Annotated in this window: 25 protein-coding genes; 22 read left to right on the forward strand and 3 right to left on the reverse strand. The window is 67.3% G+C overall.

All coding sequences use genetic code 11. The features are described 5' to 3' along the window. Positions 1-96: 96 nt before the first annotated feature. The gene (locus tag ABKA19_RS03945) at positions 97-1,563 is read right to left on the reverse strand and encodes a Do family serine endopeptidase (RefSeq protein WP_353687746.1); all 1,467 of its coding nucleotides are present in this window, start codon (positions 1,561-1,563) and stop codon (positions 97-99) included. 491 nt (positions 1,564-2,054) lie between these two features. Here ABKA19_RS03945 and ABKA19_RS03950 point away from each other — a divergent pair, with 491 nt between their 5' ends. The 14 genes from ABKA19_RS03950 to ABKA19_RS04015 all read left to right on the forward strand — a co-directional run bounded on the left by ABKA19_RS03950 (position 2,055) and on the right by ABKA19_RS04015 (position 13,431). After that, on the forward strand, positions 2,055-4,211 hold the full coding sequence (locus ABKA19_RS03950; RefSeq protein ID WP_353687747.1) for an adenosylcobalamin-dependent ribonucleoside-diphosphate reductase: 2,157 nt from the start codon (positions 2,055-2,057) through the stop codon (positions 4,209-4,211). Positions 4,212-4,336: 125 nt separating this feature from the next. Then, positions 4,337-5,014: a hypothetical protein gene (locus ABKA19_RS03955; RefSeq protein WP_353687748.1), complete on the forward strand. Its 678-nt coding sequence runs from the start codon at positions 4,337-4,339 to the stop codon at positions 5,012-5,014. 92 nt (positions 5,015-5,106) lie between these two features. Further along, positions 5,107-5,892 (forward strand): TSCPD domain-containing protein, encoded by a 786-nt coding sequence (locus ABKA19_RS03960; protein WP_162378288.1) that lies wholly within the window; start codon positions 5,107-5,109, stop codon positions 5,890-5,892. Between the two features lie 4 nt (positions 5,893-5,896). Then, positions 5,897-7,312, forward strand: a complete 1,416-nt coding sequence (locus ABKA19_RS03965; RefSeq protein WP_353687749.1) for a KAP family P-loop NTPase fold protein — start codon at positions 5,897-5,899, stop codon at positions 7,310-7,312. 169 nt (positions 7,313-7,481) lie between these two features. Beyond that, a complete protein-coding gene (locus ABKA19_RS03970; RefSeq protein ID WP_353687750.1) occupies positions 7,482-8,015 on the forward strand; it encodes a hypothetical protein in 534 nt (177 codons plus the stop codon). Positions 8,016-8,128: 113 nt separating this feature from the next. Continuing rightward, on the forward strand, positions 8,129-8,461 hold the full coding sequence (locus tag ABKA19_RS03975) for a hypothetical protein (protein ID WP_353687751.1): 333 nt from the start codon (positions 8,129-8,131) through the stop codon (positions 8,459-8,461). A gap of 254 nt (positions 8,462-8,715) precedes the next feature. Then, positions 8,716-9,663, forward strand: coding sequence for a DUF2059 domain-containing protein (locus tag ABKA19_RS03980; protein WP_353688043.1), 948 nt, complete (start codon positions 8,716-8,718; stop codon positions 9,661-9,663). Between the two features lie 78 nt (positions 9,664-9,741). Beyond that, positions 9,742-10,431 (forward strand): hypothetical protein, encoded by a 690-nt coding sequence (locus ABKA19_RS03985; RefSeq protein ID WP_353687752.1) that lies wholly within the window; start codon positions 9,742-9,744, stop codon positions 10,429-10,431. A gap of 147 nt (positions 10,432-10,578) precedes the next feature. After that, entirely contained in the window at positions 10,579-10,956 is a 378-nt protein-coding gene (locus tag ABKA19_RS03990) for a hypothetical protein (RefSeq protein WP_353687753.1), read from the forward strand. 98 nt (positions 10,957-11,054) lie between these two features. Beyond that, positions 11,055-11,534 carry a helix-turn-helix transcriptional regulator gene (locus ABKA19_RS03995; RefSeq protein WP_353687754.1) on the forward strand — a complete coding sequence of 160 codons (480 nt, stop codon included), beginning with the start codon at positions 11,055-11,057 and terminating at the stop codon, positions 11,532-11,534. Then, positions 11,534-11,944, forward strand: coding sequence for a VOC family protein (locus ABKA19_RS04000; protein WP_353687755.1), 411 nt, complete (start codon positions 11,534-11,536; stop codon positions 11,942-11,944). Before ABKA19_RS03995 ends, ABKA19_RS04000 begins: the two co-directional genes overlap by 1 nt. Further along, a complete protein-coding gene (locus ABKA19_RS04005; protein ID WP_353687756.1) occupies positions 11,941-12,171 on the forward strand; it encodes a hypothetical protein in 231 nt (76 codons plus the stop codon). The genes ABKA19_RS04000 and ABKA19_RS04005 overlap by 4 nt, the downstream gene beginning before the upstream one ends. Before the next feature lie 186 nt (positions 12,172-12,357). Beyond that, positions 12,358-13,173 carry a S1 family peptidase gene (locus ABKA19_RS04010; protein ID WP_353687757.1) on the forward strand — a complete coding sequence of 272 codons (816 nt, stop codon included), beginning with the start codon at positions 12,358-12,360 and terminating at the stop codon, positions 13,171-13,173. A 114-nt stretch (positions 13,174-13,287) separates the two neighbouring features. Next, entirely contained in the window at positions 13,288-13,431 is a 144-nt protein-coding gene (locus ABKA19_RS04015) for a hypothetical protein (protein ID WP_353687758.1), read from the forward strand. Between the two features lie 78 nt (positions 13,432-13,509). On the opposite strand, the gene ABKA19_RS04020 is transcribed toward ABKA19_RS04015, so the two are convergent. Beyond that, positions 13,510-14,091, reverse strand: coding sequence for an SCE4755 family polysaccharide monooxygenase-like protein (locus ABKA19_RS04020; RefSeq protein ID WP_353687759.1), 582 nt, complete (start codon positions 14,089-14,091; stop codon positions 13,510-13,512). Positions 14,092-14,288: 197 nt separating this feature from the next. Here ABKA19_RS04020 and ABKA19_RS04025 point away from each other — a divergent pair, with 197 nt between their 5' ends. From ABKA19_RS04025 to ABKA19_RS04055, 7 genes are all read left to right on the forward strand, one after another. Next, positions 14,289-14,663: a polyhydroxyalkanoate granule-associated phasin gene (locus tag ABKA19_RS04025; protein WP_353687760.1), complete on the forward strand. Its 375-nt coding sequence runs from the start codon at positions 14,289-14,291 to the stop codon at positions 14,661-14,663. 427 nt (positions 14,664-15,090) lie between these two features. Next, positions 15,091-15,444 carry an FKBP-type peptidyl-prolyl cis-trans isomerase gene (locus tag ABKA19_RS04030; RefSeq protein WP_162378119.1) on the forward strand — a complete coding sequence of 118 codons (354 nt, stop codon included), beginning with the start codon at positions 15,091-15,093 and terminating at the stop codon, positions 15,442-15,444. A gap of 296 nt (positions 15,445-15,740) precedes the next feature. Next, a complete protein-coding gene (locus tag ABKA19_RS04035) occupies positions 15,741-16,475 on the forward strand; it encodes a hypothetical protein (RefSeq protein ID WP_353687761.1) in 735 nt (244 codons plus the stop codon). Between the two features lie 65 nt (positions 16,476-16,540). After that, on the forward strand, positions 16,541-17,026 hold the full coding sequence (locus tag ABKA19_RS04040; RefSeq protein ID WP_353687762.1) for a hypothetical protein: 486 nt from the start codon (positions 16,541-16,543) through the stop codon (positions 17,024-17,026). Next, positions 17,007-17,501 (forward strand): GNAT family N-acetyltransferase, encoded by a 495-nt coding sequence (locus ABKA19_RS04045; protein WP_353687763.1) that lies wholly within the window; start codon positions 17,007-17,009, stop codon positions 17,499-17,501. Before ABKA19_RS04040 ends, ABKA19_RS04045 begins: the two co-directional genes overlap by 20 nt. Positions 17,502-17,786: 285 nt before the next feature. Further along, a complete protein-coding gene (locus ABKA19_RS04050) occupies positions 17,787-18,578 on the forward strand; it encodes a hypothetical protein (RefSeq protein ID WP_353687764.1) in 792 nt (263 codons plus the stop codon). A gap of 253 nt (positions 18,579-18,831) precedes the next feature. After that, positions 18,832-19,173, forward strand: coding sequence for a YciI family protein (locus ABKA19_RS04055; protein ID WP_353687765.1), 342 nt, complete (start codon positions 18,832-18,834; stop codon positions 19,171-19,173). A gap of 282 nt (positions 19,174-19,455) precedes the next feature. On the opposite strand, the gene ABKA19_RS04060 is transcribed toward ABKA19_RS04055, so the two are convergent. Continuing rightward, complete coding sequence (locus ABKA19_RS04060; protein ID WP_353687766.1) at positions 19,456-20,427, reverse strand: HPP family protein; 972 nt, start codon at positions 20,425-20,427, stop codon at positions 19,456-19,458. A 188-nt stretch (positions 20,428-20,615) separates the two neighbouring features. On the opposite strand from ABKA19_RS04060, the gene ABKA19_RS04065 reads away from it, so the two are divergent. Beyond that, positions 20,616-21,290: a M23 family metallopeptidase gene (locus ABKA19_RS04065; RefSeq protein WP_353687767.1), complete on the forward strand. Its 675-nt coding sequence runs from the start codon at positions 20,616-20,618 to the stop codon at positions 21,288-21,290. Positions 21,291-21,366 lie beyond the last annotated feature (76 nt).

The following is a 21,366-nucleotide window of genomic DNA, read 5'->3' on the forward strand; positions in this document are numbered from 1 at the left end:
GTGGCCATGGAATCACGGGCCCGGTGTAGGCCCCGTTACGGCTCCAACGTAGATCCCGGCGCGAAGGACCCGGCCCGACGGCCCCGCGGCGCCGCCTCACTGCATCAGCAGCCGGCCCTGCACGTTACCGCGGGTGACCAGCAGCACCAACTGCTGCGGTGCCTGCGCCAGGCTCGAGCGCAGCGCCGGCAGGTCGGCGACCGGGCCGGCGGTGGTGGCCACGATCACGTCGCCCGGGCGCAGCTGGTTGCGCGCGGCGCGGCTGCCCGGCTGCACCTCCTCCACCAGCACGCCGCCGCGGCCGCGCGCCTGGCGCTGGGCTTCGGGGAGCTCGGCCAGGCGCGCGCCGGCCAGGCGCGGATCCACCGTGCCGCCATCGAGCGCCCGCGGCTGCTCGCGCAGGGTCGCGCTGAGGGTCAGCGTCTTGCCGTCGCGCAGCACCTGCAGCGGCACCCGCTCGCCGACCGGCTGCAGGCCTTCGAAGTTATGCAGCGCGAACGGGTCGGCGATGCGCTGGTCGCCGGCGCCGATGATCACGTCGCCCGGCCGGATGCCCGCCGCCGCCGCGCCCGAACCGGCGTACACCTGGGTCACCAGCGCGCCCTGCTGGCCCTCGGCCAGGCCCAGGCTGCGCGCCAGGCGCGCGTCCAGCGCCTGGGCGTCGATGCCCAGCGTGCCACGGCGCACCTCGCCGGTGGTCACCAGTTGCTGGACTACGTCGCGCGCCAGGTTGGACGGGATCGCCAGGCCCAGGCCGATGTTGCCGGCCATGCTGCCCTGCGGGTTGAGGCTGGCGGTGTTGATGCCGACCAGCTCGCCGCGCAGGTTGACCAGCGCGCCGCCGGAATTGCCCGGGTTGATCGAGGCGTCGGTCTGGATGAAGTTCTGGTAGCCCAGCCCGCGGATGCCGCTGCGGCCGACCGCCGACACAATCCCCGAGGTCACCGTCTGGTTGAGGCCGAACGGGTTGCCGATGGCGACCACGTAGTCGCCCACCTGCAGCCGGCCGCTGTCGCCCAGCGGCAGGCCGGCCAGGTTCTCGGCCGGGATCCGGATCAGGGCCACGTCGGTGTCGCGGTCCGAGCCGAGGAACTCGGCCTTGAGGGTGCGGCCGTCGGCCAGGGTGACCGAGACGTCGTCGGCGCCCTCGATCACGTGGTGGTTGGTCAGCACGTAGCCGCGGGCGGCGTCGATGATCACGCCCGAGCCCAGCGACTCGTTGATCCGCTCCTGCGGCACCTGCGGGAACAGGCGCCGGAACATCGGGTCGTCGAAGAACGGGTTGCGCACCTTGACCCGCTGCTTGGTGTGCACGCTCACCACCGCCGGCATCACCTGCTTGAGCATCGGCGCCAGCGAGGGCAGGGCCTGGCCGTCGATCGCGGCCGGAAGCGCCGCGGCGGCGGCCGGCAGCGGCAGCGGCGCCGGCGCGAGCGGGGCCACCGGGGCCGGCGCCGGGGTCGCCTCGGCGCGGTTGTCCAGCAGTCCGTCCACCGCGGTGGCGGCGAAGCCGCCGAAGGCGGCGGCGCAGGTCAGGGCGAGCAGGGTGGCAGCGGGACGCATCGGGCCGGATTCCTCGACGGGCAGGGGGTTTGACGGGGGGTTCTCATGAACCTGAACGAGTCTGCTGCGCCCGGTTTTAACAGCCGGTGAAGTAGCGTCCGCCATGCCCGGCTGCCGCTCCGCCGCGCCGGCTCCCGGCCCGTCCGCGCACCCGGCTGGAACACTGCAAACCCGGTCACGCAAGTGGTTGACACTGTAATGGACCGGGCGTAGCTTGACGGCCTGTTGCGCCACAAGATGTAGCGGTGCGACGGAATCCAGGCCCAAGCGATGGTGTTTCCCTGAACACGCCTCGCAAGGTCAAATCGCCGGGGGGTGGCGAGCGGATGCGGCAGCAAAAGACAGCAGGTAGCGGCCTTTCCGGCCGCTGGAACACCACCGTCTGACCCGGCGAGCGGCGCGCATCCACGCGACCCGCCGGCGTTGCCGTCCCCGCTCCCGTCCGGCCCCGGAAGTACGAATCCAGGTGCGGTAAAGGAGAAACAACCAGCATGAGCACGGTGCGCCTCGAAGTGGTCCAGGACAACACCAAGACGAGCGGCGAGATCCCGCTGCAGCCCGCCTCCCAGGACATCTGGGACAAGAAGTACCGCCTGAAGACCAAGCAGGGCGTGCCCCTGGACGCGGACATCGACGGCACCTACCAGCGCGTGGCCCGCGCCCTGGCCGACGCCGAGCAGACCGACGAGAAGAAGGCCTACTGGTACGAGCGCTTCCTGTGGGCGCTGCGCCGCGGTGCGATCCCGGCCGGCCGCATCACCTCCAACGCCGGCGCGCTGGAGCACAAGCCGGCCACCAGCACGATCAACTGCACCGTCTCGGGCACCATCACCGACTCGATGGACGGGATCCTGGAGAAGGTCCACGAGGCCGGCCTGACCCTGAAGGCCGGCTGCGGCATCGGCTACGAATTCAGCACGCTGCGCCCGCGCGGCGCGTTCGTCGCCGGCGCCGGCGCCTACACCTCCGGCCCGATGTCCTTCATGGATATCTACGACAAGATGTGCTTCACCGTCTCCAGCGCCGGCGGCCGCCGCGGCGCGCAGATGGGCACGTTCGACGTCAGCCATCCGGACGTGAAGGACTTCATCCGCGCCAAGCGCGAGGACGGCCGCCTGCGCCAGTTCAACCTGTCGCTGCTGATCACCGACGGCTTCATGAAGGCGGTGGCCGACGACAGCGACTGGCCGCTGGTGTTCCCGGTCAGCCGCAAGGAAGAGGGCGACATCGACCTGGCCGACGCCGACAAGGTGGTCTGGCGCGACTGGCCGACCCACGAGAACTACATCACCCGCGACGACGGCCTGGTGGCCTGCAAGGTGTACGGGCACATCCGCGCCCGCCACCTGTGGGACATGATCATGGTCTCCACCTACGACTACGCCGAGCCGGGCTTCATCCTGATCGACAAGGTCAACGAGATGAACAACAACTGGTGGTGCGAGAACATCCGCGCCACCAACCCCTGCGGCGAGCAGCCGCTGCCGCCGTACGGCGCCTGCCTGCTCGGCTCGGTCAACCTGACCACCTTCGTGCGCGACGCGTTCACCGACAAGGCGCGCTTCGACTGGGAGGAATACAAGGAAGTCGTGCGCGTGTTCACCCGCATGCTCGACAACGTGGTCGAGGTCAACGGTCTTCCTTTGCAACAGCAAAGGGACGAGATCATGCGCAAGCGCCGCCACGGCATGGGCTTCCTCGGCCTGGGCAGCACCCTGACCATGCTCAAGATGAAGTACGGCTCGCCCGAGAGCCTGGGCTTCACCGAGCAGATCGCCCGCGACATGGCCGTGGCCGGCTGGGAAGTGGGCCTGTCGCTGGCCATCGAGAAGGGCCCGGCGCCGATCATGGAGGAGCGCTTCGAGGTCACCGCGCAAATGCTGCGCCAGCGCCCGGAAATGGCGAAGGACGGCTGGCGCATCGGCCAGGAGATCCCGGGCAAGGTGCTGCACGCCCGCTACAGCCGCTACATGCAGCGCATCGCGTCGGTGGCGCCGGAGCTGGTGGACGAGCTGGCCGAGGTCGGTTCGCGCTTCACCCACCACAGCTCGATCGCCCCGACCGGCACCATCTCGCTGTCGCTGGCCAACAACGCCTCCAACGGCATCGAGCCCAGTTTCGCGCACCACTACAGCCGCAATGTGATCCGCGAGGGCAAGAAGTCCAAGGAGAAGGTGGACGTCTACAGCTACGAGCTGCTGGCCTACCGCCACCTGGTCAACGCCAAGGCGATGCCGTTCGCCGAAGAGGCCGAGGCCAAGCTGCCGGACTACTTCATCGCCGCCGACGACATCTCCCCCAAGGAGCACGTCGACGTCCAGGCCGCCGCGCAGAAGTGGGTGGACAGCTCGATCTCCAAGACCGCCAACGTCCCCACGGACTACCCGTACGAGGACTTCAAGGACATCTACCGTTACGCCTACGAGCAGGGCCTGAAGGGTTGCACCACGTTCCGCTTCAACCCGGCCGCCTTCCAGGGCGTGCTGGTCAAGGAGAAGGACCTGGAGAACACCACCTACCGCTTCGAGCTGGAGGACGGCTCGATCCTGGAGGTCAAGGGCAACGAGGAGATCGAGTACGACGGCGAGACCCACACCGCCGCCAACCTCTTCGATGCGCTCAAGGAAGGGTATTACGGCAAGTTCTGAGGCTTGAAGGCCGCGGCGCGCGCTGTTTCCGGGCGCCCGCCGCGACCGCTTCACCGCTGCATGGCGCCCGGAAAGCTAGCGTGTCCCCGATTACCACAAACCAAGAGCGCCCCCAGGAGGGCTCCATGAGCAATGGCAATGGTGTGACGGCGACCCTGTCCGAGGCCGCCGAGAGCGTCAAGGAAACCGCGTCCGAGGTCGGCACCGCGATCGCCACCACCACCAGCAACACGGTGAAGAAGGCGAAGAAGGCCGCCACGAAGGCGCGCAAGGCCGCGAGCAAGACCGCGACCAAGGCCACCAAGGCGGTGAAGAAGGAAACCGCCAAGGTCAGCAAGGCGGTCAAGAAGCGCACCGCCAAGGTCGGCAAGGCCGTGAGCAAGACCATGTCCACGGCCAAGAAGAAGCTGACCGCCGCCAAGGACGCCGCCACCGCCGAGGCCGAGGCCCTGCGCAAGAAGCTGGGCAAGAAGACCCCCAAAAAGGGGGCCAAGCCGGCGAAGAAGGCTGCGGCCAAGAAGACCACCAAGAAGACCGCGAAGAAGGCGGCTCCGAAGAAGGCGGCCAAGAAGGCTCCGGCGAAGAAGGTCGCGGCGAAGAAGGCCATGAAGAAGGCGCCGGCGAAGAAGGCCGCGACCAAGAAGGCCGTGAAGAAGGCACCCGCCAAGAAGGCCGCCGCCAGGAAGGCCCCGGCCAAGAAGGCGATGAAGAAGGCCGCCCCGAAGAAGGCCGCCCCGAAGAAGGCCGCCGCCAAGCGCGCACCGGCCAAGAAGGCCCCGGCCAAGAAAGCCGCCAAGAAGTAAGCAGCACCCACGCAAGACGTCCCTCCCCGTGACGGGGAGGGACGGTGGCGGCGCCGTCGCCGCTCCCACGCAACGCACACAGGACACGCAAGATGGCCGTCAAGATCGACAAGAAAATCAAGGGTTACGCCGTGGTCACCGCCGAGGAGAAGGCGCGCGAAGCCGCGCCGCCGGTGGTCGCCGCGCCGGTCGACCGGGCCGTGATGGAGGCCGAGGCGGCCAAGGACAACATCATCCACATGCACGAGCGCATCGAGCGCCCGGAAGTCCTGATCGGCAGCACCTACAAGATCAAGTCGCCGATGGTCGAGCATGCCATGTACGTGACCATCAACGACATCGTCCTCAACGCCGGCACCGAGCACGAGCTGCGCCGCCCGTTCGAGGTGTTCATCAACTCCAAGTCGATGGACCACTTCCAGTGGATCGTCGGCCTGACGCGGATCATGTCGGCCGTGTTCCGCAAGGGCGGCGACGTGACCTTCCTGGTGGAGGAGATGAAGGCCGTGTTCGACCCGCGCGGCGGCTACTTCAAGGCCGGCGGCGTGTACATGCCCTCCCTGGTGGCCGAGATCGGCGCCGTGGTCGAGGAGCACATGAAGTCCATCGGCCTGATCCACGACCCGGAGATGAGCGCCCACCAGAAGGCCCTGATCGCCGAGAAGCGCAAGCAGTTCGAGGAGCGCTCAAAAAAAAACAGTGACGTGACCGCGGCACCGGCCGCCGCGAGCGCCGGCACCGAGGATATCGCCGTCACCGGCGACGGCACCAGCTTCCCGCCCAGCGCCACCATGTGCCACAAGTGCAGCACCAAGGCGCTGGTGATTATGGACGGGTGCGCGACTTGCTTGAATTGCGGGTACAGCAAGTGCGGGTGATTGATTGAGCTCTCTTCTGAAGCCGCCGCCGCTGGAGGTCAATCCGGAAGACCCCTTTGGGGTCGACTGCTTCGGTCTTAAGCCCTTTGCGGAGGCTCTGACTTCCCTGGCTCAAACTACGAGTGCATCGTTCGTCGTAAATCTCGAAGCTCCGTGGGGTAACGGCAAGACGACATTCCTCAAGATGTGGCGCCATCATCTCCAAAGCGAGGGCGTTCGCTCGCTCTACTTCAATGCTTGGGAGACCGATTTTTCGTCTGACCCCCTGATCGCATTGATTGGGGAATTGAGTGTTGGCATCGATGCTTTTGGAATCGACCCGGCTCAACGCGCAGGAATTGAGCTTAAGAAGCTAAAAAAGGTCGGTGCGCGCGTTGCTGCAAGAGCAGTTCCGGCTTTGGTGAAGGCAGGCACGCTCGGGCTGCTCGATCTCTCCGAGGTTACGGAAGAGGTGCTCGCGTCGGCTGCTGAGAAAATTGCCGAAGATGAGATTAAGCGATACGAGGAGTCCCGGGACTCCATTCGCAGCTTCCGAGCCGCCCTCGAAGATTTCGCTCTAAAAGTCTCCGGGAGTGACGATGCCGGTGCGTCATTGGTGATTATCGTTGACGAGTTGGATCGCTGCAGACCCGACTATGCGATCCGAGTTCTGGAAACCGTCAAGCATCTTTTCTCGGTGCCCGGGGTTCTTTTTGTGGTTGCAACCGACACGCGACAGCTGTCGAACTCAATCAGGCACGTCTATGGACTGGAGGCTGCGGCAGAAGATTATCTGCGGAGATTCTTCGATCTCTCACTGGCGCTGCCAACTCCCAGCACAAGACAATTCGTCCAAGCTCAGCTCGAAAATTACGATCTAGAGGGGTTCTTCAGATCTAGATCCCACCCTGAGCTCCAGTACGATAAGGCGCAGGTCATATCAGCATTCGTGGCAATGTTCGGTGCAACGGGTTGTTCTCTTAGGGATCAACAAAAGTGCTTCACACTGTTGGCGCTTTCGCTTTCGGGAGTTGGAGAAAATTCGTATCTACATCCTCTGCTTCTTTGTCCACTTATAGTATTGAAGGTTAAGCGGAACGTTGTATATCAAGATTTCGTTGATGGCGTGATAGATGCCGAAGAGTTAGTGAGAATCCTCAGTGAGAACTTGGAGGGAAGGAAGTTCTTTGATTCGGATCGGGGCTACGGCGACATCGTTCGCGCTTACCTTGTCGCTGCAATGCCGTCCCGTGAGCGACGCGAAGGTATCATCGCAAAGTACGAGGCTGAGGTTGCTGCAGGTGCGAAACCGTCACCGAATGGGCGCGTCTTAGAAGCTTATAAGCACTACTCTTTCCGGCACGCTCGTTCAGCAATGCAGTATGTGTTGCCGAGAATAGAGTTGTTCGCGCGTCAGGGAATTGAGGCTGAGCAGGGCTGAGCAACGAGCAGCGGATCTAGCTAACGGGGTGGCTAGCGGGGTCGGCTTGGCTTCCAACGCTAACGGAGTCAGGTTCACTTCCGTAAAGGTGTTGGCGTGCTGCTCTTTGAGCCGCGCGATATCCGTTGTCCATGAGTGCACGAGGCGTGTAGCGGCTGCGGGAGGAGGCGTGAGCGGATTGCATCAGGAGTTGCGCATCAAGGCGCTGGCAGAGCGCTCTAGTTACGTGGAGAACGTGCTGCGGCATGCACTTGTTGCCAGTCTTTCTTCTGTGGTCTGGTTGCGCGATCCGTTGGCATCGCTTCAGGTATTCAATGCGGAGGTTGACGATTCTGGGTTCGATATCGTCCTCACTCTTGGCAAGCAGGTCCGTTATATCCAGCTCAAGCAAGCGCATTCTGGGAAGATACCCGTTCATTGCTCAGTACGCCTCTCTTTCTCCGAAATGGTTGGCTCGTGCATCGTGCTCATGTCGCATCGATCTCAGGATCTTTCTCTGGAAAGTTTTCGATTCTTCGGGGCAGGGCCTGGTGAGCCAATGTCGGACATAGGGGATTTGCGTGTCTCACGATCTCCGGGGCGCCGATCGGCGGAAGGTGAGCGAAAGGTGCGCGCGAACTACCGCGACGTTCCTGTTCGGCGATTTGTCGGGCCTCTATCTGCCAGTGACCTGCTCGACCAGTTGTTCCCCGTCGATAGCTGACGGGGTCACTAAAGCTAGCGGGGTCAGGTTGACTTCCAGTCCTCAAAGCGGGCTGCTGGACTGAGAGGTGCCGGAGTGGGGGCGATACGTTATCGGGTGAAAGGGGGCTCCGCATGATGTTCTTGATTACTCAAGGCGAGAACATGGTTGTCATCGGTGCCGCGGAGGCAAGGCACTGCCCCAGGTGCGATGAGGAGAGGGACTTCGTGCCCCAGCTACAGTACAAGTACGCGGGTGTCGATCTGTTCTTTGGCATGACCTACAGCAAGCGCTATCAGCTGGCCTGCCCCGAGTGCAATCACGGCTGGATCCTGGACCCGAAGGCCATCGAGCCGGGTCTGGAGCGGAACCCCATTCCCTTCCGCATGCGCTACGGGCTGTTCCTGCTGGTCGTCTCCTTGTTCGGACTCTACTTTGCAGGTCAGGCGTACCAGGCGGCTGGCTGAGTGATGGGGTGATGGTGTGAGCGGCTAACGGGGTCAGGTTCACTTCTTGAGTGAAAAGAGGTGGTGCGCTCAGGTCGAAAACGGGCTTGGGTTCAACTCGCTTCGGTGGTCAACGTCATGGCGATGATGGTGGTGCTGTATGCGATCTGGGCGGTAACGCTGGTGGCGCTGGACAAGGTGCCGGAAAGGCGCGACGAGACTAGGAAGGACGGGGGCTGCTGAATGAACAGGATTGGGGAAGGCTTGTGTCGCAGATGATTCATCGTCGAGTGTTGTGGTTCTGTGTGATCCTGCAGTTGGGGATCACGGGGCACGCGCTAGCCGATCAGCCCGCGGAGTCGGCTTGGCAGCTGGCCGACGCGATGGCATTCGCTCAATCGCTCACCGACTCGGAGCGAGTATGCAGGGACAACGCTGCGGCCGAAGATGTCGAGGCCAAGGTCGCCGACCATCCCATGATGCTTGGTGGCTTCAAGGCGACTGACCCGGAATGGCCCGAGGCCCGACGGGCCTACGTGGAGATGCTGCAGGCCGGTTGCGAGTACGCGCGGTTGCCGATGATGGAGACTGTGGCGAGTACGCTGACCGATGCGCTGTCAGAGGCCGATCGTCGTGCCCTGCTGGAGTTCTACGGCAGTGAGCTCGGTCGGCGTTTCCTTGGGGCGTCGCTCGCCGCGAACAAGGCCGCCATGCTTGTCATGGAGCCATTGGTCGACTCGGACGCGGCTTATGCCGAGTACGAAAGGAAGCTCGCAGCACTTGTCGACCGTCGCACGAATGGCGACAAGACTCCGCCGCCGCAGGTCGTGAAGCTGGAAGCCGTTGATCCGGTGGGCGTGGAGAGCGCCGATGAAGCCGTGCGGGTATCGGGCCGGGTCATGCAGGAGATCGTCGCGGGCAGGACGCAACAGGGCTTGATGCTCCTGGCGCCTCATATGCAGGTAGCGGGCGCCGAGTTCGAGAAGGCGATCGAAGGTGCTGTACAGGCGGGAACAGCTTACGAGAAGAGCTTCGGAAAGAGCCTGGACTACGAGCTGCTGAGCAACGACAGCGTCGGTGGATCGGTAATTCGGTCTGTGTTCCTGCAACGGCTAGAGAGGCATGGCGCACTGTGGATGTTCGTCTGGTACAAGGGGGACTCCGGATGGATCGTCTCGCGGTTCAAGTTCTCCGATGACCTGTCGGCGCTGTTCGGCGCCTGAAACGTGGCCGAGATGAGTCTTCAGGTTCACTTCCAAGTTCTGCTAGTCGAGGCGATATCTAGGGGGGGGGAGCGCAGGATGAACGAGCAGCAGACCGTGGGTGAGGAAAAGCACTCCCGAGGGATGCGGGTCGTGGTGGGCGCATTGGTGGTCCTGGGTCTGGCGCTGTTGAATGCGGACTGGATCGGCCGGAACGCCGTCAAGGCGGCCGAAGCCCTGTGGGCGGACGATGTGCATGCCCCGCAGCATGTCGTCGTGACGCCGGCGCCTGATGCCGAGCCGATCACGCCTGTTGCGCATGCGCCTGCGTCGCGCGCCACGGCCGGGGCAGGGACAGATGCAGCGACGGTTCCGGCCGAAGCGCGACCGACGCCCGGTGCTGCCTCGACCGACGCGCCCGCGCCGCCGCCGCTGGCGCGTCTGTACCCGATGCCACCTTCGGGCCGAGAAGGGCTGGTTGCCCTGGTGCGCTCCGGCGTGTTGCGGCCGGCCAGCGGCGCGGACCTGGCCTACTGGAAGATGCGCTATGCGTCGAACAATCCCGGGGGAATCGGCCCGGGCTTCGACGAGCATATCCGTCGCCTGCCGGCCTACGTCGTGCTCGGCGACATGGAAATCCCGGGTGGGCTCTCCGGTGCGAATGCGGTGGCGTTCATCCTTGACACCCGGGCGCCTTTTCCCACCGGCGACCCGGGCCACTCGGTCATTCTCGATCCAGCCGGTGGCACCTGCACGGGCGCGATATGCCGGATGCTGCTGCGCGACTGATCGGGCCTGGCGAACGAAGTCCGGGAACGGGGGTCAGAGTGCGCTTTCGAAGATCGGGGCCAGGTTCACTTCCAAGAACGGGGTCAGGTTCACTTCCAGTAGCGCGGTCAAAGTGAACTTTCCACTTGGACCCAAGGAGTGCTCGCAATGCTCAAGCTGATGTTTATGGCGGCTTCCCTGGCAGTCGCGGACCCGGTCAAGTTCGAAGAGGCCAAGGCGCTTGCCGATACCAACGAGGCAAACCTGTCCTCGGGTATGCGCAATCAATTGTTGCAATCCCAGGGGGATGCCTTGGCGTCGGCGCTGGGTGCCTGCGCGCAGCCGGGCATGGATCTGAAGGTGTTCACGCTGGTGTTCCGGTTGAATGCCGAAGGCACAGTTACCCGCAGTTGGCGTGAAGGGGAGACGCCTCTGGCGCGATGCGTGCATAAGGAACTTGCGGCCTCGGGCTTCGAAGGGGTTTGGCCGGATCCGTTCTACACATCGATCAAGCTGACACTCACGGCCGAGCAACCGAAGATCTGAGACAGGGGTGGAGGCGCGTTCCGGCGTCGAAACGGTGACCCGCCCGTGCCGTATGCTCGCGCTCGGCCACCATCCGAACGACGCGCGTCGCCAACCGCATGCCCCAGGACCCCAAACTGCTGCGCCGCCTGCTGCGGGCCAAGGACCGCATGGATGCCGCCTCGCACGAGGACTGGCCGGTGCGCCGCCTGGCCGAGGTCAGCGCGTTATCGCCGGCGCACTTCGCGCGGGAGTTCAAGCAGGCCTTCGGGCTGCCGCCGCACCGCTACCTGCTGACGCGTCGCATCGAGCGCGCTTCCGCGCTGCTGCGCGAGACCGACCTGCCGGTGTCCGAGATCGCCTTCCGCACCGGCTGGAGCAGCCTGGGTACGTTCGGGCGGGTGTTCCGCGAGGTCACCGGGGCGCATCCGGGGCAGTTGCGCCTGGACGCGCGCGCGGCGGTGCAGGCCCCCGGGCGGGTGCCGGGGTGCGTGCTGGGCGCCGCGCAGCGGCCCGACCTCGAAATCGCAGTTTCGGAGAAGCGCCGGCGGCGCGTGGGCGGTACAACATCGCCCACCCGATCTGAGGAGGTGGCGTGATGGAAGGCGTGGGCGTGGTGGGGCTGTACGTGCGGGACCAGGACGAGGCGCTGTCGTTCTACGTGGACAAGCTCGGCTTCCGGGTGCACACGGACGTGGGCAATGGCGGCTACCGCTGGTTGACGGTGCAGCATCCGCAGCAGCCGTCGTTCCAGCTCGGCCTGTTCCTGCCCGGCCCGCCGGTGCTCGATGCGGCCACCGCGCAGGCGGCTCAGGCGCTGGTGGCCAAGGGCGCGATGCCGCCGCTGGTGCTGACCGTGGCCGACTGCCGCGCGGCCTACGCACGCATGAGCGCCGCCGGGGTCGAGTTCACCCAGGAGCCGGTCGACCGCTACGGCACGGTGGACGCGGGCTTCCGCGACCCGTCCGGCAACGGCTGGAAGATGATCCAGTCGCGGGGTGCGGCATGAACGTCGCGCGCGCGATCCGGCAGTTGCACCGCTGGGTCTCGATCTTGTTCGTGCTGGCGGTGGTCGCCAACTTCGCGGCGATGGCGTTCGGGCCGCCGCCGCCGTGGATCACCTATTCGCCGCTGCTGCCGCTGGCCCTGCTGGTGCCCAGCGGCCTGTACCTGTTCGTGTTGCCGTACCGGGCCGGGCGCACGCCGGAGTCATCGGTACGCGAGGGGAATGCGTAGCGCGGATGCTCGCAGCACCACTGCCACGGTGCTGTGTCGGCGAAACGCGGTCAGGTTCACTCCTTCTCAGTGCCCTCTGCGGTTCGGGATTGCGTGCATCTGCGCTGGGGCTCAATCTGCCCGCCTCTTGTATAACCGGTACGCCGGGTCAGGATGTCGGGAGTCGGCCCCTTACTGGAATCACATGTGATCCGCCTTCTTCTGCCCGCGCTTCTTCTCGCGCTGCCTGCCACGGCCGACGCCATCGTCATCCGGCATGACGTCGATGACGCGGAATACCGGGTTCCATCGTCGGAGTTCCCTGCGCTGGTCGACATGCCCAAGTCGGGGCACGGCGTGCTGGTCGCGCCGCAGTGGGTCATCACCGCGGCCCATACGCTGCCGCGGCGCGGCAAGCTCCGGAAGGTCGGCATCAACGGGAAGTCGCGGCGGGTCGAGCGCGTCGTCATCCATGAGGGCTACAGGACGCTGCCGCAGGAACTGATCCACCAGGCGGCGGCCACGGGTGAGTCAGGCGCGATGGTGTCGTTCGTCTCGTCGTCCGACGACATCGCGCTGGTCAAGCTGGCCAGGCCGGTCACCGACGTCACCCCTGCCGCCATCTACGAAGAGGGGGTGCAGCCAGGCGAGATCGTCAAACTCATCGGCAAAGGTGCGACCGGCAACGGGGCTGCCGGTTACCGGCTCGGCGCGCCCAGCCGGACGGAGCTTCGTCGTGCCTACAACGAGATCAGCCGCGTGGACGATCGCTGGTTCTGCTACCGGTTCGACGGGCCGTCGTCGGCCTTGCCGCTCGAGGGCGCGCTTGGCAACGGCGACAGTGGTGGACCCACGCTGGTGCAGGTCGAAGACCAGTGGCTGTTGTCCGGGTTGGCGTCCTGGAAAGTGATCGACGGCCACATGCTCACGGCCAGGTACGGCCGCTATGACCAGGTGACGTGCAACGTGCGCCTGGGGCATTACGCCGACTGGATCAGGGGCGTGATCTCCGGGCAGCCGTAGACGGAAACAGGGATGCGGGTGGGTGAATGCCCCGGTGCGGGCGCTGGGGGCGTACACGCGCGCATGACTCCCGCCGGAGCAGCCTGTCCTGCGATCCATCGCAGGAGAACCAGGATGGGAACCCCCCAGACCCCCGACAGCATGAAGAAGTCGCAGCAGGAGAAGGCGCCGCCGCCCAAGCGCGAAGACGCCGATCCGCGAAAGCTGTCCAACCCCGACGCACGCGACAAGGCCGAGAAGCGCCAGGGCGGCCTCTGACGTCTTCAGGTAGTGCGCCTGGCGACCCGGAGCACATGCACCGTCGCTGGAACGCAACCTGACCCCTTCGCGGCCGCCTTATCGCTTGGCCTGCAGCCTCAGGTCGATGCACTGGTAATAGATGTCGTCGGCGTCCTCGGCGGACGGGTCGTAGGGCGACTTGGACTGCTCGGTCATCAACTGGATGATCTGCAGGGTGCAGTTCTCGCATTCCACGTCCGGCAGTTTGACCTGGGCCGAATAGCGCTTGCCGCTCGGGGTGTCGTCGTGGCGGCCGTAGTCGTCGATCAGGACGGTGGCGTTGTTGTAGAAGTCGCCGTCGCCGCAGTTCGGCTCGCCCACCGCGCAGGCGCGGCCCGCGGGCGCGATGGTCGCCGGATTGCGGAAGTCGTCGTGGCCGTCGTTGTCGAAGGCGATGCGGTAGTAGCCGGGGTGGCCGACGTACTCGATCCACGACACGTCGATCGTCTGGCCCGGCGCGTACGTGTGCACCGTCTCGCCGCGCTCGCTGTCCGGGCGCCCGCACGGCGCGTTCTTGATCTCGCCCGGTCCATGGCGTGACACGTGGGTGTCATCCAGGTCCACGGCGAAGTGGGCATGGGCACTGCCCGTGCACAGGCCCAGTACGAGCAGCAGGCACGCGGAAAGACGCAGGTGCATCGGCGGATCCTCGGGTGGGCGCGACCCGGACATTACACGACCGGGCACGGGAGGGCCGATCGCCGGGACGGAAACAGGGGCCGGAGTGCGCTTCCCGAGCCGTGGGAGCCCGGGTCAGGGCGCACTTTCCAGGCGCTTCACGCCGTGCCGCCGGCGCGCGGCCTAGGGTCGGCCTACGCCATCGCAGGAACGCACCCATGAGCCGCCCGCGCCGTCCACGCCTCGGATCGGCCAGCCAGCTGGTCGACCTGGGCATCGCCGCACCGCAGGTCGTCGCGCACCGGCTGGCGCGGATGGCCGCGGTGGGCACGACGCCGTCGGCCCGCGACCGCCGCGAATTCACCGGCATGGTGCTGGGGAAGCAGACCGCCTTCGCCCAGGGCTGGATGGCGATGTGGGTCGAGGCCGTGCTGGCGCAGCAGCGCTTCCTGTTGGCCTGCCTGTCGGGCACGCCGTGGTCGGCCACGCAGGCGCTGCGGGCCGGGGCGGACTGGGAGCGCGTGTTGTCCCGCGGCCTGGCGCCGGTGCGGCGCAAGGCGGTCGCCAACGCGCGACGCCTGTCGCGGCGCTGAGTGGAGCCGGGCGCCAGGACCGTTCCACCGGGTCCGGAGCTCGGTCGATGATGAAAATTTGTCCGACGTCCGGGCTTTCTGCTCCGACCGCCGAGTCCGGAACTCGGACGATGGTGAAATTTTGTCCGACGCCGGAGCTTTTTGCTTCGACCGCCGAGCCCGGAGCTCGGACGATGGTGAAATTTTGTCCAACGTCCGAGCTTTTTGCTCCGACCGCCGAGCCTGGAACTCGGTCGATGATGAAATTTTGTCCAACGTCCGAGCTTTTTGCTCGGCGCGTGAAGAAAAAAGCTCCGTTCTGTGGATAACCCCGCCTTACAACGCAGGTTCCACGCGCCGTGGAGCCACCGGCAGGTTCCACGGTCGCCCGTGCGGTCACGCACGACTAGACTGGCGGCATCTTTCCTAACGCCCCAAGGATCCGCCCATGGCTTTCACCACCACCGCGTCCGGCCTGCAGTACGAGGACACCGTCGTCGGCACCGGCGCGGAGGCCGCGCCCGGCCGCAACGTCACCGTGCACTACACCGGCTGGCTCTATCGCGATGGCGAGCGCGGCGACAAGTTCGATTCGAGCAAGGACCGCGACGAGCCCTTCATCTTCCCGCTGGGCGCGGGCATGGTGATCAAGGGCTGGGACGAGGGCGTGCAGGGCATGAAAGTCGGCGGCACCCGCGTGCTGGTGATCCCGTCGACGCTGGGCTACGGCGCGCGCGGCGCCGGCGGCGTGATCCCGCCGAACGCGACGCTGCTGTTCGAGGTGGAACTGCTGGGAACCTGAGCGGCGCCGCTGCGCCGGACCCGCATCCGGCGCTTCCGTCGGCGTATCCGCCGTTCCGTCGCACGCCGCTGCAGCCGCGCTACGGCGAAGCGGTGCCGGTGCGCTAGCCGGCGCGACCGGCCGGCTCCTGGCCGCGGATCCCGTTCCGCGCAGCCATCCCCGGAAGCAGGTACGCTGCCCCCGCCTGCCGCAGGCGCATCGAGGGAAGGTCGGTGCGCGCGTCCCACGGCACGGTTGCAAGGCACGGGTGGACGCAACGTCCGGCGCGCGGGCGCGCCATGCCAGGGAGCAACGCCATGAGGGGATTCACGACGGGAGTGATCGTGGTCGCGGGGATGCTGCTGTCGCTGCAGGGTGCGGCGGCGCAGGCCAATCCGCTGAAGGAGCTGGTGTCGGTGCGCGGCACCTCCACCATCCAGTACGAGCGCGCGGTCGGCAAGCGCGCCGAGTTCGCGCGGCTGGCGGACGACGGCGCGACGGCCGGGGTGGCGGTGACGGTGGTGGACGACGGCGGGACCGGCGCCGGCGCGAAGGTCGCCGAGGGCTATCTGGAGGGGCTGCGCACGGTGCTGCCGCAGTCCGCGCTGCTGGCCGCCTCGGACGGCGCCTCGCCGCAGTTCGTGGCGCGGATCGCGCTGTCGGCGCGCGAGGGCCGGGCCGGCGAGAAGTCGAAGATGATCGTCGGCGCGCAGGGCACCTCCTGCCAGCAGGTGGGCAAGGACGAGATGAAATGCGAGGAGGCCGCCTCGGCGCCCAATGCGATGGGCAGGACCGCCGCGACCTGGATCAACCCGGAACTCACGGTGATGATCCGCGTGTACCGGCTCGATCCGGCCGACAGCGCGGCCGCACCGGCGGTGGTGTTCGAGGACCTGTACACGGTGGCGTACGTCCCCTCCGAATGTTCCGACCCGGGCGCGGCCGCGGCCTCGGTGGCACGCCTGCTCGGCGCGACCGCGCTGTCCAGCCGCGCGGTCAACATCGACTTCCCGACCAGCACGCGCCTGCTGGGGTGCAACGCAAAGAGCTGAGCAGGCGCGGGACCGCTGAAGTCGCGGCAGCGTCCCGTCCAACACCGCTTCGGAGCGAGGACTGCATGCACGATCCCTATGCGCCGCCGCCCACGGCCGCCGCGGTCCCGCGCGAGGACGCCTCGCGCGGTCGCCTGGTGCGGATCGCGATCGGCCTGTATGTGGCCTCGTTCCTGCTGACGCTGCCGTCGGCAGCCGCGATGCTGCTGGCACCGGATCCGGAGCTGGATGCACAGGTGCGCCCCTACCCGCTGGCCAGCGTCGCGGTGACGCTCGTGCTCATGGCGCTGGTCACCGCGTTCATCAGCCATCGCGTGCTGCACCGCAGCCGCTTTGCGCGCGGGTGGCTGATCGGGTTCACGCCGGTCTGGGTCGCGTTCCTGTTCTGGCCGGGCATGGCCTGGGAGGAATTCGGCTGGGAGATGACGCTGGAAACGGCGGCGACCTCGGTGCGCATCGTCGCGGGCCTGATGATGTTCCTGCCGGGCGTGCGCCGGTGGTTCGTCGACCGGAACGTCCAAGCAGCACCGCATGCCCGCGCAGGCCATTGAAGCCGGCGGCATCGCCGGCGATGCTTTCGCCCCGACACTCCAGGGACGAACCGTGGACATCGCATTTCTGGACGACGACACCGCCATCGACCGCAGCTTCGAACTGATGTCGGTGCTGCGCCCGCAGCTGGCGCGCGAAGACTACCTGGCCACGGTCAGGCGGCTGATGGCCACCACCGGTTACCGGCTGGTGGCGCTGGAAGAGGACGGCCTACGCGCGCTGGCCGGCATACGCATCGGCGAGTGGCTGCACAGCGGGCGCTACCTGGAAGTCGAAGACCTGGTCACCGCGCCGGCCGAGCGCTCGCGTGGCCATGGCCGGACCTTGCTGGCGTGGATCGCCGAGCACGCCCGTGCGCAGGGTTGCCGGCACTTGCGGCTGGTGTCGGGCGTCCAGCGCGCCAATGCGCACCGCTTCTACGCGCGAGAAGGCTTGGCCTGGGAAGCGAAGTACTTCTCGATGGACCTGGGCTGACGCCGGCGCGGCCTCGTACCGCAAGCTGAGTGATTCATCCGGCACCGGCTCATCACGCGCATCCCTGACCCGTTCATCCATGCATTGCGCGCGCGTCGGCGCCTGCACGCACCCTCCGCGAACCCCACGCCGCGCTGAACGCCGCGCGCTCCACGACAACCATCACCCGTGGTGTGACGCGTGGCTCACGCCGCGCCGCGCAAGTTGGCCGCACCTGCACCGCAGGGCGACCGGCGCACGCCGCTCGCAATCCACACCGCCAACTCGAACAGGGAAACGCACGACATGGACAAGCGCGACAACATCGAACACAACGAGACCCGCGACCTCAACCGCGACCCCATCAGCGGCACCCCCGGCTCGCACCCGGTCGGCGTCGGCGTCGGCGGCCTCGGCGGCGCCGCTGCCGGTGCGATGGTCGGTGCACTGGGCGGCCCGCTGGGCATGCTGATCGGCGGAGGCATCGGCACCCTGGTGGGCGCGGCGGCCGGCAAGGGCGTGGCCGAGCGCATCGATCCGACCGGCGAGGTCGAATTCTGGCGCGAGAGCCACACCTCGCGTCCGTACCACGATGCCCGCTTCGACTACGAGAACGACTACGCGCCGGCCTACGGCTACGGCGTGGACGCGCGCAACCGCCTGCCGGGCCGCACCTGGGACGATTCGCTGGAGCGGGAGCTGGGCGCCGGCTGGGGCCAGGTGCGCGGCGAGTCGAAGCTGGAATGGGACCACGCCCGCGACGCGGTGCGCGATGCCTGGGACCGCAGCGACCGCACCCATCGCGCCTATGACGCCACCGACCGCTACTACGCCGGCCAGTTCGACAAGGTCGACTACCGCGACGGCGATGCGCCGTTCGACGACTACCGCCCGGCGTACCGCTACGGCACCCAGGCGCGTGCGCGCTATGCCGACCGCCAGTGGGACGACCGCCTGGAGAGCGAGCTGGGCCAGGGCTGGGAAAAGGCCAGGGGCAACTCGCGCCTGGGCTGGGACAAGGCCAGGCACGCCACCCGCGACGCGTGGCACAGCGTCGAGCGCGTGCTGCCGGGCGACGCCGACGGCGACGGCCGCTGAGCCGATCGTCGCCTTCCAGGCAAGGCAACGAAGGCACCGTTCGCGGTGCCTTCGTTCTTTTGCGGATGCGAACTTACCGCTGCGCCCGCCGGGCGCCACGGCGCGGCGCGTCCAGGTGTGCTCGAATACCCTTGGCGCGACGACCGACGTCGGGGAGCGATGGCCGTCGGCGCGCACGCGACCAGCCGCCCGATCCGCCACCCGCACCCGCACCCGAAACCGAATCCGAATCCGAATCCGCCACGAGGACCGCATGGCCAAGTACCTGATCTCTTTCCCGAGCGCGGCGATGGTCGTGACCGAAGCCGAACTGGCGGCAGCGAGCGACGACTCGCATGCGGTGATCGAGGACGCGAAGGCCGCCGGCGTGTATGTGTTCGGCGGCGGCATCGACGAAGGCGTGCCGCCGGTGCTCGTCTCCGCCGATGGAAGCGTGGCCGAAGGCGGCTATCCGTCCGGGCCGAAACTCGATGGCGGCTTCTGCGTGCTGGAGCTGCCGACCCGCGAGGACGCCATCGCCTGGGCCGCGCGCCTGGCCCGCGCCTGCCGCTGCGCGCAGGAGCTGCGGGTGTTCATGTTCGACCCCGCGTCCTGAGGCCCGGGCCGCCCGGCATTGGCGTGCCCCGCCGCCGACCGCCTCCTGGCATGGCGGCGCGCGAGACCCGGCACGTCGTCGTAGAGCGGGGCTTGCCCCGCTGCTTTCCGGTCTTCCGGGTACGCCGCACCGGCGGTGCGAGAGCAGCGGGGCAAGCCCCGCTCTACGAGAAGCCCGAAACTCGCCAGGGCAGTGCGAGGTGCAGCCCGGACGTGGCCGAGACAGCGACGAGCAGAAATCGTCGGGGGTGTGCGAGAGACCCGGCGCGGATGCGTCGTGCGCCTACTCGCGCTTGAACCAGCGCCCGTTGCCCTGCGGCTGCACTTCGAAGCGCGCCCACTGGCGGAACTCGGCGACGCTGCACTGGCCGCTGCGGTGCATGCCGTCGCCGGCCAGCACCTGGTAGCGGACGGTGCCGTCGGAAGCCGGGTCGGTCGCGCTGTTGTCCAGCACCTGGCGCACGCTCCACAGGTTGCCGAGCTTGCCGTTGCTGTAGAAGCGGCCGGCCTCGATCTCGCGCGGGTGGGTGATGTTGCGTTCGGCGTGCTGCTTGGCCAGCTCCAGCAGCTCGGTGAGGCTTTCGGAGGTGATGTCGACGTAGGAGTTGAGCTGCTCCATCGCCGCGTACAGGTCTTCCTGGGTCAGCTCGAACTGGCGCTGCGCCGGCTCGGTGGCAGGCACGGCCTGGGCGCGGCGGTGGATGTGCGCCGGATAGCGGCGCCACGGGAAGAACGCATTGAACGCCAGCGCGGCCAGCACGATCGCCGCCACGTTGATCGCCACCGGCGCCACCAGGTAGTGGTAGCCGAGCGCATGCACCTCGGCGCCGCCGATCACCGCGGCCAGCGCGGTGGCGCCGCCGGGCGGATGGATGCAGCGCAGGTAGTGCATCGCGCCCACCGCCAGGCCCACCGCCAACGCCGCGGTCCACGTTTCCCCCGGGAACAGCTTCTGGCAGCTCACCCCGACCACCGCCGAGACCAGGTGCCCGGCCACCACCGCCCACGGCTGCGACAGCGCGCCCAGCGGCACGGCGAACAGCAGCACCGCCGAGGCGCCCATCGAGGTGAGCATCAGCGCGCCGCCCGGGGTCGTGGTGAACCCGTGCGGGAACACCGCGCGGGTGATCCAGTACACCGCCACGATGCCCAGCAGCGCGCCGATCCCGGAGATCCACTTCTCGCCATGGCTGGTGGTGCTGCGCTCGATGCCGAGCCACAGGCGCAGTTCGTGGAAGGGGGACGCAGGGGGCATGGGCGGCGGGCGTGCGGCGGGAGCGGAATTCTAGGGGCAAATGTCGGGAAAAAACGCGCGCCGCATTGGTGTCTGCGGAAAGCGTTGCGCCGCCGCTGCGGCAGGCGCACGGGTGACCAACGGGCCATGCGCGGTGCTGCACGCATCGGCTCCACTGCAGGCCTACCCGACGGACAGGCAGGTGCAGCATGGATCGAGCGGCAATCCAGGAACCGGCGCGGCGCCCCGTTCATAGCCTGCGCAGCCTGGCGGCGGGCATTCTGGCGCTGGCCGTCGCACCGCTGGCCCACGCCGACGCGCGCACCGGGGCAAGCGCCGACGCGCGCGCCGCAGCCGCCGCCAGCGCGCCGCTGCCCGCGCAGTTCCTCGCCCATCCGCTGTTCGCCGCGTCCTATGCCTGCTCCGAACACCCCTGGGGCGAGCTGCCTTACCTGGGCGACGACCTGGGCCAGGACTGCGTGCAGCAGCAGTTCGTCGACGAAGGCGGCCATGCCTTCATGAAGTCCTACCGCGGCGACGGCCTCCGCAACGAGGACTGGTTCGGCTGGGACCAGCCGGTGCTGTCGCCGTGCGACTGCACCGTGCTCAAGGTCGGCGTGAACGCCACGACCAATGTCCCCGGCGTGCTCGGAAAGCCGCCGGCGTCGATGGTCGTGCTGCAGGCGGCCGACGGGACCCGGGTGGTCCTCGCGCATGTCCAGTCGCTGTCCGTGAAGGAAGGCGAGCAGGTCAAGGCAGGACAGGCGATCGCCCGGGTCGGCAACAACGGCTACTCGCGCATGCCGCACATCCACATCGGCGCGTGGAAGGACAAGCAGGCGCTGCAGATCCGCTGGGACCAGCGGGCGATGCCGGTGCCCTGAGCATTGCGCGCCTGGCATAGCTGCGAACGCAGGCACGCGCCGCGGCGCCAGGCGTGCGCGAACGCGCTGCTGCCAC

Origin of the sequence: Pseudoxanthomonas sp. Soil82 (assembly GCF_040446535.1) — a bacterium.
GTDB lineage: Bacteria > Pseudomonadota > Gammaproteobacteria > Xanthomonadales > Xanthomonadaceae > Pseudoxanthomonas > Pseudoxanthomonas kaohsiungensis.